Annotated in this window: 10 protein-coding genes; 3 read left to right on the forward strand and 7 right to left on the reverse strand. The window is 70.8% G+C overall.

Going from position 1 to position 13,972, the window contains the following annotated elements:
* The first annotated feature begins 63 nt into the window (after positions 1-63).
* Positions 64-660 carry a TetR/AcrR family transcriptional regulator gene (locus EAO77_RS18490; protein WP_147989386.1) on the forward strand — a complete coding sequence of 199 codons (597 nt, stop codon included), beginning with the start codon at positions 64-66 and terminating at the stop codon, positions 658-660.
* A 216-nt stretch (positions 661-876) separates the two neighbouring features.
* On the opposite strand, the gene EAO77_RS18495 is transcribed toward EAO77_RS18490, so the two are convergent.
* Entirely contained in the window at positions 877-2,262 is a 1,386-nt protein-coding gene (locus EAO77_RS18495) for an MFS transporter (protein ID WP_147989387.1), read from the reverse strand.
* A 287-nt stretch (positions 2,263-2,549) separates the two neighbouring features.
* Here EAO77_RS18495 and EAO77_RS18500 point away from each other — a divergent pair, with 287 nt between their 5' ends.
* Positions 2,550-3,767, forward strand: a complete 1,218-nt coding sequence (locus EAO77_RS18500; RefSeq protein WP_147989388.1) for a serine hydrolase domain-containing protein — start codon at positions 2,550-2,552, stop codon at positions 3,765-3,767.
* Between the two features lie 202 nt (positions 3,768-3,969).
* Here EAO77_RS18500 and EAO77_RS18505 read toward each other — a convergent pair whose 3' ends face one another.
* The 4 genes from EAO77_RS18505 to EAO77_RS18520 all read right to left on the reverse strand — a co-directional run bounded on the left by EAO77_RS18505 (position 3,970) and on the right by EAO77_RS18520 (position 8,621).
* Positions 3,970-5,352, reverse strand: coding sequence for a GH1 family beta-glucosidase (locus EAO77_RS18505; RefSeq protein WP_147989389.1), 1,383 nt, complete (start codon positions 5,350-5,352; stop codon positions 3,970-3,972).
* Between the two features lie 35 nt (positions 5,353-5,387).
* Positions 5,388-6,227 (reverse strand): carbohydrate ABC transporter permease, encoded by an 840-nt coding sequence (locus tag EAO77_RS18510; protein ID WP_147989414.1) that lies wholly within the window; start codon positions 6,225-6,227, stop codon positions 5,388-5,390.
* A 73-nt stretch (positions 6,228-6,300) separates the two neighbouring features.
* The gene (locus EAO77_RS18515) at positions 6,301-7,293 is read right to left on the reverse strand and encodes a carbohydrate ABC transporter permease (protein ID WP_147989390.1); all 993 of its coding nucleotides are present in this window, start codon (positions 7,291-7,293) and stop codon (positions 6,301-6,303) included.
* Positions 7,294-7,304: 11 nt separating this feature from the next.
* Positions 7,305-8,621, reverse strand: a complete 1,317-nt coding sequence (locus tag EAO77_RS18520; protein WP_147989391.1) for an extracellular solute-binding protein — start codon at positions 8,619-8,621, stop codon at positions 7,305-7,307.
* Positions 8,622-8,803: 182 nt separating this feature from the next.
* Between EAO77_RS18520 and EAO77_RS18525 the strand changes: the two genes are divergently transcribed.
* Positions 8,804-10,114: an ROK family protein gene (locus tag EAO77_RS18525; protein WP_147989392.1), complete on the forward strand. Its 1,311-nt coding sequence runs from the start codon at positions 8,804-8,806 to the stop codon at positions 10,112-10,114.
* Between the two features lie 282 nt (positions 10,115-10,396).
* On the opposite strand, the gene EAO77_RS18530 is transcribed toward EAO77_RS18525, so the two are convergent.
* Positions 10,397-11,488 (reverse strand): DUF1996 domain-containing protein, encoded by a 1,092-nt coding sequence (locus tag EAO77_RS18530; protein WP_147989393.1) that lies wholly within the window; start codon positions 11,486-11,488, stop codon positions 10,397-10,399.
* 149 nt (positions 11,489-11,637) lie between these two features.
* Positions 11,638-13,833, reverse strand: coding sequence for a discoidin domain-containing protein (locus tag EAO77_RS18535; protein WP_147989394.1), 2,196 nt, complete (start codon positions 13,831-13,833; stop codon positions 11,638-11,640).
* Between the last annotated feature and the right edge of the window lie 139 nt (positions 13,834-13,972).

The raw sequence follows: 13,972 nt of genomic DNA on the forward strand, positions 1-13,972 counted from the left end.
AGTGTCAAGAGTCTCCTAGACTGGGCGCCCGCGCAGCGCGACGATCGAGGAGAGGTGGCTTCGTTGGCCGAGGACAGACGGACGAGGCGGTCACGCCGCGCCCTGGGGGCCGCCCTGGTGGAGCTGGTGCTGGAGCGCGGCTGCGCCGCGCTGACCGTCGAGGACATCACCGAGCGGGCGGACGTCGCCCGCGCCACGTTCTACGCCCACTTCCGCGACAAGGAGGACCTGTTCGCCCGGGTGACGGCCGATCTGCTGGCCGGGCTCGCCGAGCGCCTGGAGCCCGCCGTCGCCGACAGCGCGGTCGGCTTCACCGGGAAACCGGTCCTGGAGATGCTGCGGCACGCCCGGGAGGAGCGCGACCTGTACCGGATCGTCCTGCGGGGCGAGGGCGACGGCAGGCCGCTGCAGATGTTCACGGACGCCGTCGCGCGGGCGACGGCCGAGGAGTTCCGCGCCCGCGCGGAGCGCAACGCGGTGCAGCCTCGCATCGACCCCGAACTGCTGGCCCGCGTGTGGGTGGGTGAGCAGATCGCCGTGCTGCGCTGGTGGGTGGAGCAGGAGACACCGTCGCTGCCCGCCGAGGAGGTCGTGCGGATGCTGCTCGATCTGGCCCTGCGCGGCAGGTACTGGGCGAGCGGCTTCGAGACGCGGGACTGATCCCGCACCGGCGCACGCCGCGTCGGCCGGCCCCGGCCCCGGAGCCCTTGCGCCCCGGAGGCCGCCCCCGGGGCGCAAGGACTCCGGGGCGGTCACCGCCGCGGGGTGACGGGAGCGCCGCGCGGGCCACCCGTCCGGGTCGCGGCGGGTGGCCCGGCCCAGCGGCCGCGCCGTCCCGGGACGGCGCCCGCACCGCGGTGGGCGCGCGCCGGGCGGTCAGCCCACCCCCAGCCTCCGCGCGTCCCGCTCCGGCCGGATGGTGACCAGGGCGACGACGGCGCAGACCAGCATGACGCCGGCGGAGAGCAGGTACGCCTGTCCCCAGCCGTCGCTCCGCGTGGCGGCGGAGTCCAGCAGACGGCCGGTCAGATACGGCGAGACCAGCCCCGGCAGCGTGCCGGCCGCGGCGACGACGCCGAACACCGCTCCACGCTGGAGTGCCGGGACCACGGCCGAGGCGGTCATGTAGTGCAGGGGGAAGACGATGGCGTGACCGCCGAACGCGACGGCGAGCAGCACCAGATGGGCCCCGTGCCCGTCGACCAACGGCAGAGCCGCCATGGCCAGGGCCGCGACGGCGACGGCGGCGCCCTGCGGTGCGCCCGTGGACCAGCGGCTCGAACGGCCCCGCCGCCGGAGGGTGTCCACCAGCACCGGCACCGAGAGCAGCAGCACGAGGCTGAAGGCCGAGATCGCGCTGATGACCGTCGCCGCCCCGCCCGGCGTCATGCCGAGCTCGGTGCGCAGATAGGCGGGCAGCCAGGCATGGCTCAGCGCCAGCGCCCATGAGGCGCCGAAGGCCGCGGCGATGGACCCGAGCACCGTGCCGTTCAGCAGCAGCCGCCGGTACGGCAGCCGCTCGGGCGGTGCGGACACGCCCGGGGCCCCGGCCGGCCGAGCGGCCGCCGCGGCCCGGTGGCCGTCCGCCCGGCCCGCGGACCGGCCGCCGTACGGGCCGTCGTGGCCCACCCACCACCAGACCATGCTCCACACCACGCTCGTCACCGCGAGGACCACGAACGCCGAGCGCCAGCCGAAGCCCGTGATGAGCCAGGTGACGACCGGGGCCGCGACCAGCATGCCCAGCGCGGCACCGCTGATCTGCAGTGCCGAGGGCAGGCCACGCCGGTCCGCGGGGAACCACTTGTACAGCGCGTGCATGGACATCGACGCCGCGGGCCCTTCCGCCGCGCCGAGCAGGACGCGCCCGGCCACCAGCGCCGGCACCGACGCCACGACGAGCACCGGCACCTGCGCCACCGCCCACAGGACGGCCATCGTGAAGAGCAGGACCCGGCTGGAGACACGGGCCGACGCGAAGCCGACGGCCAGGCCCGAGAGGCTGAACAGCAGCGAGAACGAGCTGGAGATCATCCCGTACATGCTGTTGCTGATCCCCAGCTCGTCCATGATCGGGACGGCGGCGAGCCCCAGTACGGACTTGTCCGCGTAGTTGATGAGCATGAACGCCACGATCATCGCGGCGATCAGCCAGGCGTGCCGCCGGTCGAACGCCGGCTCCGCCGGCGAACCCCTGCCGTCGATGCCGTGGACACCGCCGGGGGCGTCGAGCGGCGGTGCGGACGAGGACGGTTCGGCCATGGGACACACTCCTGCGGCTCTGGAGGAAGAAGGGGAAGGGCGCGAAGCCGGCGGGCAGGGGGGGCGCGCCCGAGCGCACGTCACCCGCGACGGGACACGCGACAGCCGTACGACACGTTCCATACAAGCTGTCCGGTAACGACCGGAACATTTGGCAACGTAGACCTCCACTGCGAGCACGTCAACGAATCTCCCCAGCAGAAAATGGCCTCTGTTGCTGAAAATGAACACTGTGTACGGTAACGAGCGAGCTGTTGAGACCTCACTGCCGAGCAACGGAGCGACCCATGACCGAGGCGAACCCGCTGAGCGATCTCCTGTGGACGCGCGGCTACACGGACCCGGCCTGGATCCGCCGCTTCACGTCCGCCGGCCGGGAACTGTCACCGAGCCGCCGTGTCTGGCGGGGCCCGGGCGGCCGCCGGGAACTGCCCACCGCCCTCGACGCCTCAGGAGCAGGCACGCCCGAACTCGACGCCCTGCCCCTCGCGCTGGACGGCGGCGGCACGGTCACGCTGCCTGAGCTGTTCGCCGCCGCGCAGACCGACGCGTTCCTGGTGATGCACCGCGGCTCCGTCGTGTACGAGCGGTACCTGCACGGGACCGCAGCGCACACCCCGCACTTCAACGCCTCGGCGGCGAAGTCCTACGTGGGCCTCATGGCGGCCGTCCTGGCCCACCAGGGGCTCCTGGACCGCGACGCCCGGACGACCGCCTACGTCCCCGAACTCGCGGGAACCGCCTTCGGCGAAGCCCGGATCCAGGACCTGCTGCACATGGGCACCCAGGTCACCTACGCGGGCCGCCCCTTCGACAAGTCCATCGAGGCCCAGCGGTACTTCGCCGTGATCGCCCCCCGCATGCGCCCGTACGACCACAACGGTCCCGCCACGATCCGCGAACACCTCCTGACCGCCCGCGCCGCCGGCGCACCCGGGACCGCGTTCCGCTACGAGAACGGCAACGTCGAGGCCCTCGCGGAAGTCCTGCGCCGGATCACCGGGCTGAGCACCTCGGCCCTGCTCGGCGAGCTCCTGTGGTCGGGGATCGGCGCCGAGGAGGACGCGTACTACATCCTGGACGGCGACGGCGTCGAGGCGGCGAGCGGCGGCTTCAGCGCGACCGCGCGCGATGTCGCCCGGCTCGGCGAGATGCTGCGCTGCCGGGGTGCTGTCGGGGACCGGCAGGTGGTCCCCGAGGCGGTGGCGGCGGGCGTCGTCAGCGGCGTCCCCGACGGTTACCCGCGCCGTGTGCGCCTTCCGGCCGCGCCCGCGACCTCCCCGGCCACGCTGTCGTACCACGACCTGTGGTGGATCCCGAACGACGCCTACGGCTCCTTCATGGCCAGCGGCATCCATGGACAGCGCCTGTTCGTCTCACCCGGACTCGACCTCGTCGTCGTCCACTTCGGCTCCCAGGTGGTCTCCCCGTCCGTGCCCGTCGTCCCGCTCGTGCAGGCGTTCCTGCGGATCGGCACGCACCTCGCCTCGGCCGTTCGGGCGTAGGTCCTTCGGCTCAATCAGGTCGGATCGGTGCGCGGGGTCCGGTGCCGGCGGGACGGGGAGCGCCGGCCGGGCCGCCGGCCACCTGGTGTGGCCGTCGGCGCGGGGGCGGGCGCCGTCCCGGTGGCGGCCCGCCGGAATGCGTCGAAGCGGTGCGCGGGACGGGACCGCGCACCGCTTCGACGAGGAACCGGGGCCAGGTCGCCTAGCGGCCGGCGCGGTGGGCGCGGATCAGCTCCGCGTACCGCCGGCCGCTGGTCTTCATGGTCCGCTTCTGGGTCGCGTAGTCGACGTGGACCAGCCCGAAGCGCTTGTCGTAGCCGTAGGCCCACTCGAAGTTGTCCAGCAGGGACCATGCGTAGTACCCGGCCAGCGGTGCGCCCTTGCGGACGGCGCGGGCGCAGGCGGCGAGGTGCTCCTCGAGATAGCCGGTGCGCTCGGGATCGTGAACGGCCCCGTCGGGGCCGACGGTGTCGGGGAACGCGGAGCCGTTCTCGGTGACGTAGATCTCGCGCACGCCGTAGTCCTCGGTGAGCCGCAGCAGGAAGGACTCCAGGCCGCCGGCGTCGATCTGCCAGTCCATGCCGGTGCGGGGCACGTCGGGCAGGCGTACCTCCCGGGCGTAGGGCACGGGGCCCGTCCGGTCGTCGGCGACGGTGACCGGGAAGTAGTAGTTGAGGCCGTGCCAGTCGAGCGGCGCGGCCATCGTCTCCGCGTCCCCGGGGCGCTCCGGGAGTTCGACCCCGTAGAGCTCCCGCATCTCGACGGGGAAACCGCGGCCGTACACCGGGTCGAGCCACCAGCGGTTGGTGTGGGCGTCCATGCGGTGCGCGGCGGCGATGTCCTCGGGCCGGGTGGTCGCGGCTTCGACGGTGGAGTGGTTGGTGACCAGGCCGATCCGTGCCCCGGGTGCCGCGGCCCGGACGGCCTGCGTGGCGAGGCCGTGGCCGAGGAGCAGGTGGTACGAGGCGCGCACGGCGGCGGTGATGTCGGTCATGCCGGGGGCCATGCGCCCCTCCAGGTGGCCGATCCAGCCCGAGCACAGGGGCTCGTTGAGGGTGGCCCACTGCGTGACGCGGTCGCCGAGGCGCTCCGCGACGACGGAGGCGTAGGTGGCGAGGTGCTCGGCGGTGGCCCGTTCGGTCCAGCCGCCGCGGCTGTCGCGGACACGGTCCTGGAGGGCCTGCGGCAGGTCCCAGTGGTAGAGCGTGACGGACGGGGCGATGCCGGCGTCGAGGAGACCGTCGACGAGCCGGTCGTAGAAGTCGAGTCCGGCCTTGTTGACGGGCCCGTCGCCACCGGGCACGACCCGGGGCCATGCGACGGAGAGCCGGTAGGCGTCGATGCCGAGGCTCTTCATGAGGGCGATGTCCTCGGGCCAGCGGTGGTAGTGGTCGCATGCGACGTCACCGTGGTCGCCGTTGTCGATCGCGCCGGGGATCCGGGAGAAGGTGTCCCAGATGGACGGAGCCCTGCCGTCCTCGTCGACGGCGCCCTCGATCTGGTACGCGGAGGTCGCCGTGCCCCAGGAGAAGTCCGGGGGGAAAGCCTCCAGATCGAGCGGGCGGGAGTCGGTGGATTCGGACACGTAGAACCTCTTCGTGATCGGTGTGGAGAAAGGCGTCACTTGACCGCACCCGCTGTGAGGCCGGCGACGAGGTAGCGCTGGAGCAGGAGGAACCCGACGACGACCGGGACGCTCACCACAAGGGAGGCGGCCATCACCTGGTTCCAGTAGACGTCGTTCTGGGTGGCGTACCCCTGCAGGCCGACGGCGAGGGTGCGGGTGGTGTCGTTGGTCATGACGGAGGCGAAGAGGACCTCGCCCCAGGCGGTCATGAAGGCGTAGACGGCGACGGCGATGATGCCCGGTGACGCCGCCGGCACGATGACGCGGAACAGCGCGCCGATGGGTCCGCAGCCGTCGACCTTCGCGGCCTCGTCGAGTTCGCGCGGGATCGAGTCGAAGTAGCCGGTCAGCATCCAGATCGAGAACGGCAGCGAGAAGGTCAGGTAGGTGAGGATCAGGCCTTCGCGGGAGCCGAAGAGGGCGATGCCGGTGGCGTTGCCGATGTTGACGTAGATGAGGAAGAGCGGCAGCAGGAAGAGGATGCCCGGGAACATCTGCGTCGACAGCACCGTCACCGTGAAGACGCGCTTGCCGCGGAAGGTGTAGCGGCTGACGGCGTATGCGGCGAAGATCGCCACCGTGACGGAGAAGGCGGTGGCCGCCCCCGACACGAGCAGGGAGTTCATGAAGTAGTCGGCGAGCGGGACGGTGTCCCAGATGTCGACGTACGGGCGGAGCGTGAGTCCGGAGGGTATCCACTGGAACTTCCCCGAGACGTCCTCCAACGGCTTCAGCGAGCTGGAGATCATCACGTACACCGGGAGCACCACGAACGCGGTGAGCACGGTGAGGAAGATCCGCCGCGTCCAGAGGAACGAGGCGGGCGCTGCCATCGGGGAGCGCGAGGCGCCCGCGGATCGGCGCGCGGTCATCGGGGATCGGGCGGCCCGGTGCCCGCGTACGTGCTCAGGCATCGGTGGCCTTCCTTCTCCGGGTGGTGAGCAGGAGGTAGACGCCCGTGACGACGAGGAGGAAGAGCAGGAGCAGCACGGACATGGCCGAGCCGGTGCCGAAGTTCCACGTCTGGAAGGACGACTGGTAGATGTGGAGGGAGATCAGGTCCGCGGCTTCGGGTGCGGCCTTGCCGAAGAGCACGAAGGGCGTGTTGAAATCGTTGAACGTCCAGAGGAAGAGGACGAGCACGAGGACCTGGTTGACGGAGTGCAGCGACGGCAGTGTGATATGGCGGATCTGCTTCCACACGCCGGCTCCGTCGAGGGCGGCCGCCTCGTACATGTCGCGGGGGATGTTCTGCAGTCCCGCCATGACGGTGAGGAAGGCGAACGGCCAGCCCTTCCACACCGAGACGATCAGCAGGGCCCAGAAGCTGTTGTCCCCGATGAGCCAGAAGGCGGGGCTGTCGCCGATGCCGAGCTGGTCGTGGAGGACGTGGTTGATCAGGCCGTTGTCCCGCTGGAACATGAACGCCCAGGTGATGACGGCGGCGTAGACCGGCAGGGCGTACGGGACCAGGAACAGGGTCCGCAGGAAGCCGCGGCCCCGGAAGTTCTCCTGGAGGAAGATCGCGGCGGCCGTCCCGAGGAGCCAGCACAGCCCTACCGACAGCACGGTGAACAGGCACGTGGTGAAGAAGGACTTGAGGAGCGCCTGGCCGACGGGGGCGTCGAAGTCGATCGCGACGGTGTAGTTGTCCAGGGCCGACCAGGGAGCCGACGACCAGTCCCGGATGTAGAACTGGGTGAGCTCCCTGAAGCTCATGGCGATGCCCATGAGCATCGGGACGAGGTGGACCAGGAGTTCGAGGAGCAGGGCGGGCAGGAGCAGCAGGTACGGCAGGGCGATGCGGCGACGCCCGGAGCGGCGCGGCGGGCGCGCCGCTCCGGGTGTGGTCCTGCGCACCGTCCGCTCACTCGGTGGGGTGATGACGGTATCGGTCATGGTGGGACGGCCTACTTCTTGGGCATCTGCTGCTGGGCCTTTTCGAGCTTGGCCCGCACGGAGTCCGTGGTGACCGGCCGGCCTGCGGCGGCGTCGGCGAACAGTTCCTTGACCGCGGTGCCGACCACGGTCTCGAACTGCGACTCCTCGGGGACCTGCGGGAGGGCGCTGGCGCTGGTGGCGAGGGTGTCGCGGATGACCGCCAGGGCCGGGGTGTTGAACGCGGGGTCCTGCTGGGCGGTCTTGACCGGCGGGATGGAGCCGTATGCCGTGTTGAGGGTCTTCTGCTCCTCGTCGCTGGTCATGAACTTCACGAACTTCAGGGCGCCGTCGAGGTTCTTGGTGTTCTTGAAGACGGCCATGTTGATGCCGGCGACCATGGAGTTGGTCTGCTTGTCCGCGCCGGGCGCGCCGGACAGGACGGGGGCGGGGGCGACTCCCCACTCGTCCTCGTTCATGCCCTGGGCCTTGAAGGTGGCGGACGCGGTCTGCCACAGGACCATCGCGGTCTTGTCCTTGGCGAAGTCGCTGAGGGACTGGTTCTGGGCGTATTCGGCGTTGCCGGGGGCCACGATCTTGTGGGCGGCCATGAGGTCGACGTACTGCTTGACGGCGGCCACCGCGTTGTCGTCGGTGAAGTCGGCCTTGCCGTCGGGGGTGAAGAAGTCGGCGCCGTGCTGCTTGCCGAGGACGAAGACCTGGTGGATGTTGTTCGAGAGGTTGGACCCCTCGACGCCGATGGCGGCCTTGCCGTCCTTCGTCAGCTTCTTGCCGGTGGCGACCAGCTCGTCCCAGGTGGCCGGCGGCTTCTCGACGCCGGCGTCCTGGAACATCTTCTTGTTGTAGTAGAGCGCGTACGCCATGGAGTAGAGCGGGACGGCGGCCGGTTCCTGCGCCTGGACGCCGGTGGAGCCGAGGGCGGATTCGACGAAGCGGTCCTTGCCGCCGATGGCCTCGAAGTTCTTCGCGTCCCAGGGCAGCAGCGCGCCGGTGGACTGCAGCGAGGCGCTCCAGGTGTTGCCGATGTTGAGGACGTCGGGGCCCTGGCCGGACGTGGTGGCGGTGAGGATCCGGTTGAGCAGGTCGGCCCAGGGCACGACCTCCAGCTTCACCTTGATGCCGGTCTCCTTCTCGAACTTGTCGAGTTCGGGCTGGAGGACCTTCTTGTCGACCTCGATGCTGGCGCCCTGGTTGGACGCCCAGTAGGTGAGGGTCTTGGGCTGCTCGTTGGACCCCGATCCACCAGTGGAACCGCCGCCGCAGGCAGCCGCCGTGAGGACGAGGGACAGGGTGACGGCACCGACGGCTGCGGTTCTGATTCTGCGCATGGGTCCTCGAGTCCTATCAGGGGAGGGTGAAAGCCGGAGGAGGCGGGGAAGCTGCGTCCCGCAGGAGGCCCCTACCGGCCTCTCGACTTAATTTAGGATGTGAGTTAAACCTCGGGAGAAGGTCGCGTCAAGAGGTGCCGCAGGGGTATGTTGCGCGTAGGACCTACGGAAGAGGGTGTCCGGTGAGAGTGCACAGCGGTCGTACCGTGCGTGACCTGCGGAGGGAGAACCGCACAGCGGTTTTGCAACGGTTGTATTTCGACGGGCCCCTGAGCCGCTTCTCACTCGGTCCGGTCACGGGCCTCAGCTCGGGTTCCGTCAGCAACGTCGTGGCGGAACTGGTGACCGACGGGCTGGTGGAGGAGGCCGGCAGTGTGGACTCCGCCGGCGGCCGGCCCCGCACGCTCCTGCGCATCCGCCAGGACAGCGCCTACATGATCGGCGTCGACATCGGGGAGACGAGGGTCCGGATCGAGCTCTTCGACCTGGCCCTCACCGAACTGGCCCGCGTGGAGCGGCCTCTCGCCGCCAACGGCCCGCGCAGAGAGGACCGTTACGACGTCACCGTCGTGGTCGCGCACGTGCGTGACGGCATCGAGGAGGTCGTCCGGCAGGCGGGTGTCGACCCCGGGCAGCTGCTGGGCGTGGGCGTGGGAGTGCCCGGCATCGTCGCCAGGACGCCGGAGGACGGCGCGGTGGTGCACGGGCAGACGATCAGCTGGGACGCCGTGCCCCTGGAACGCCTGTTGCGCGAGTCCGTGCACCTGCCGCAGTCGGTGCCGTACTTCATCGACAACGGCGCCAAGACCCTCGGTCAGGCCGAGATGTGGTTCGGCGCCGGACGGGGGGCGAGCAACGCCGTCGTCGTGCTCTTCGGCTCCGGCGTCGGCGCGTGCGTCGTCAGCGACGACCTGCGCTCGGGACGGGCCGTCGAGTGGGGGCATCTGAAGGTCCGGGTCCGGGGACGCCGCTGCCGCTGCGGCGCCCAGGGCTGCCTGGAAGCGTACGCCGGGGCGGAAGCGCTGCTGGAGCGCTGGCGGGAGGCCGGCGGGCGCCCGCCGGCCGACGCGGACGAGGAGACGGCCCTGACCGCGCTTCTCGCGGCCGCCTACCCGCCCGTTGCCGGGGTGGAGGCGGACACGACGGCGCTGGCCGTCCTGGAGGAGACCGCCGAGTACCTGGGCGCCGGATTCGCCGATCTGATCAACCTCTTCCAGCCCGAGCGGATCCTCGTCGGAGGATGGGCGGGCCTCCAGCTCGGCGCCCGGTTCCTCGACAGCGTCACGCAGTACGCCACCCTCTACGCGCTGTCCTACCCCGCCTCCCACGTACGCGTCGAGCTCGGCACACTCGGGCCGGACGCCGTCACGGTCGGCGCCGCGATCCTGCCGCTCGCCGACTTCTTCGCCCAGGGAGGCCGCCGGGACACCGTGGAGATCGAGCAGACGGCACCGGCGTGGAAGACCTCGCTGCGCGAACGGGCGGCACAGTAGGGCGGAGTGGGACCCGCGTGAGCGGTTCCGCCCGTCCGCCCGGGCCCGCCGGTCCGGCGAGCACGTCCTCGGGGGCCCCGCCTCGTTCACCGCGCCGTCGGCTGCCCGCCACCCGGCCCGTCGCGATCACCGGCCACTCCCCTTCCGTGAGTCCCGCCGGGCGCACCACCCATGAGCTTCCCGCGCGAGGCCGTGCGCGGTCCCGAGGGCAGGCACGCCGAGGGCCCGGCCGCCCCCGGGGTGAGCGGGGGCGGCCGGGCTTCGGCGGATCCGCCGGCCCGGTCAGGGCAGGCGGTGCTCTTCGTTCAGCACGGTGCCGCGTTCGGGGCGGTACAGGTCGAAGCCCCGTGTGTCGCACTGCAGGCCGCCGACGATGCAGTGGTCGACCAGGGCCTTGAGGGTGCGCTCCTCCCACGCGTTGAAGAAGTCGTAGTGGAAGGAGTAGCCGCGGCCGCTGGCCAGTCGGACCTGGCTCATGTCGCCGTTGACCGGCCATGCCATCTTGAACTCGATCATCGGCAGGGCCACCGGGTGGGAGGCCGGGCACATGTTGTCGTTGGTGCCGGGCTTCACGACCGGGTAGGCCATGTGGCTCTTGTGGTCGGGGGTGTCGAGGTACAGGCCGTTCCAGCAGCTGGGCGCCTGCATGCGCAGGTTGAGCTGGACGTCGGGCCGGTTCGGACAGCTCGCCGGGAAGTCGGTGTTGAAGAAGCTCTCACCGCATTCCCAGCCCTCGACGAACCCCTTGTGCGCACGGAACTCCTGGGCGCTCTGCATCGGGTTGCCGACCACGAACCGCAGCCCCTTGGGGAAGGGCCGCACGCTCCGGTAGTCGGTGACGCCCGCCTTGTAGTAGATGACCTGCGGACCCACGGGCAGGATCTTCTGATCGCCCTTGTACAGCGAGGGCATCCAGTACGCGGAGGCGTCCGCGGGCGCCTTGCAGGTGGTGCTCCCTCCGTAGAGCGATCCGGTGGTGCTGGCGGCGTCGGTGGATCTGTTGCCCATGAACGTGTGGTCGTGGGACTTGCCGAACTGGCCCGGGTAGACGATCGGGTCGTCCGGCGCGGTGTGGGTGACGGCGCAGCCGGCCTGGAACTCGTGGTGGTAGGCCGGGGGCGGGGTGGCCGTGGACGGTGTCACACCGGTGACCTGGGGGACGGCCGGAATGTAGCCGTCGCCGTCGGGGTCGTCGCCCGAGGCCTGGGTGGACACGGCCATGGTGTGTCCGCTGTGGGCCCCGGCCGCGGCGACGGCGGACGGGGACGCCTTCTCCGTGTCCGCGGCGGAGGCGATGGTGCCGATGCCGAGGACGCCGGCGATGAGGGCCGTACCGAGGAGGAGTGCGGGGAGCCGCTTCGGACTCGATCTCATGGGGATCTCCTGCCCATGGGGGGCGGTTTCGCGTGTCCGTGAAGGGCCACGCGACTGGCGTGGTGGACGGCTTTCGTCTCGTGCGGTGGTGCAGGGGTGGCGGGGTCCTGCCGGGCGCCCCGCCACCCCCGTTCATGGAAGGCGGTGCGTCAGCTGTAGACGCCGAACTCGTGGAGGGAGTAGCCCCACCCGGTGCCCCGGGCCGTCAGCTGGAGTCGGACGTGGCGGGCGGTGGCCGTCACGTCGACGGTGTCGATGTCTCCGTTGCCCGTGGTGGTGGTGTGGACGGTCCGCCAGGTGTTCCCGTCGTCGGAGACCCGCACTTCGTAGGACTTCGCGTAGGCGGGGTCCCAGACGAGCTGCAGGGTGCGGATGGGCTTGGCCGAGCCGAGGTCGACCTGGATCCACTGCGGGTCGCTCCAGTCGCTGGCCCAGCGGGTGCCGGTGTTGCCGTCGGTGGCGTTGGACGCGGGGCAGGGGCAGTCGCCGTAGGAGGCCTGGGCGGAGGAGGCGGTGGTGGGCCTGTTCAGGGCGATGTTGGTGCCGGTGACGGGCGGGGCGACGACCTTGACGGACTTCGTCTCGATGCCGGCGTTGCCGCGGCCGTCCTCGGCCTGGATGTAGACCTTCCAGACCCCGAGCTTCTCGGGCGCGGTGACCGCGAAGGTGTTGTTGCCCAGGGAGCGCCACTGCGCGTCCACCAGGCGCTTGTCGCCGTTGGCGTAGTTGCCGCTCAGGTAGATCTTGGGGGTGATCGGGTCGCCGTCGGGGTCACGGATGTCGGCGCGGACCGTGAACTCACGCCCGGCCGGAGCCGCCGTGGGCGTGCTGACGGTCATGTTGGTGATGACGGGCGGGGTGTTGTCGCCCGTGGTGGAGCCGGCGTACGCCTTCTTCACCGCGTAGTACGACAGGCGCTTCAGTCCGTCCGGGAGGAGGTTGAACCAGACGCCGCCGAAGTCGTGCTCGAGACCGTAGTGGAACATCGTCGCGCCCAGGGCCACGCCCTGGTGCCCGGTGATGCAGCCCCAGGCCCTGGTGTAGCCCTCGGCCTTCTGGACGTCGGTGGGCTCGTCGGGGATGCCGTTGACGTCGTCGGGCACCTCCCACTCGCCGGCGTTGCCCGTCTCGGTGATGATGTACGGCTTGTCGTACCCGCCCTCGATCCAGTCCTGGCGCACGCCGCAGATGTCGCCGTAGGCGTTCATCGAGTACAGGTCGAGGTCCGGGGCGTTGCGCTTGTAGTAGGGCCAGGCTCCGGTCCAGGCGTCCGTGGAGGTCACCGGGTGGTCGGGGTCGATCGAGTGGATCTTCTTGGCGACGTCGTTGACGAACGACGTGTACGCGTTGCGCTGGGCCTCGAGTTCGGTGCCGCTGTAGCAGTTCTGCAGGCCGAGGACGGACTCGTTGCCGACGTTCCACATGAGCGTGGCCGGGTGGGACTTGTAGACGTCGACCCATTTGGCGAACTCGGTGAGCATGGTGTTCTTGTACGTCGTGTCGGTGACGTAGTTGACGCAGCCGCCGGATCCGGGGCCGCCACCGGGCTGGAGCCAGAAGCCGTTCATCACCTTGAGGCCCTGGGCGGCAGCTGCGTCGAGCAGCGGCTTGCTGGAGGCGTCCGTCCCCCACGTCCGGACGGTGTTGACGCCCATGGACTTCAGGTCCGGCATGTACCGGGGGGCGTCGGCCATCGCCGGGCCCCAGGTGAGGCCCTTCACGGTGTACGGCTGCCCGCCGACGGTCAGCTGCCAGTTGCCCTGCGAGCCGGTCACCCTGACCGCGCCGCCCGGCGGAGGGTTGGTCACGCCGTCGGAGCCGTAGACCTGGAACTCCCAGAGGGAGTAGCCGTAGCCGGAGGAGCGTGCGAGGCCCTGCATGCGCACGTACCGGCCCGAGCCGGAGACGGCGAGGTCGTCCGTGCCGCCGTCGCCACCGGTGACGGTCCTCAGGGTCCGCCAGTCGGTGCCGTTGTCGGAGGCCTGGATCTCGTAGTTCTTGCCGTAGGCGCCCTCCCAGGMCAGGACGACGCGGCTCAGGTCCTTGCTCGCGCCGAGGTCGACCTGGATCCACTGGGCGTCCGTCCACTGGCTCGCCCAGCGGGTACCGGTCAGGTTGCCGTCGACCGCGGCGGCCGCGCCGAAGGCGGCGCCCTCGGTCGACGAGGCGGTGGCCGTCCTGCCCTGGGAGAGCAGCGTCTCCGCGGCCTGTGCCTGCGGGGCCAGACTCAGGGTCAGTGAGGACGCCAGCAGGGCGCCCAGTGTCACGAGGGACAGACCGTCGCGTCGACGGGAACGAGGGAAGGCGGAAGGGGGACTGGACACGTGTGCTCCTGGCTGATTCATGACGCCGGGCGCGCGGTGCCGGACCGTCGGGCCGGTTCGCGCGCGGCGGTTCGTGTGGAGGGGGATGCACGGTCTTGTCGTGCGAGCCCTTCCGGGCCGGGGCGCGGGGTCGTGATCACCCGGCCCGGAAGGGAGTCGA

Origin of the sequence: Streptomyces sp. T39 (assembly GCF_008042045.1) — a bacterium.
In the GTDB taxonomy this organism is placed as follows: domain Bacteria; phylum Actinomycetota; class Actinomycetes; order Streptomycetales; family Streptomycetaceae; genus Streptomyces.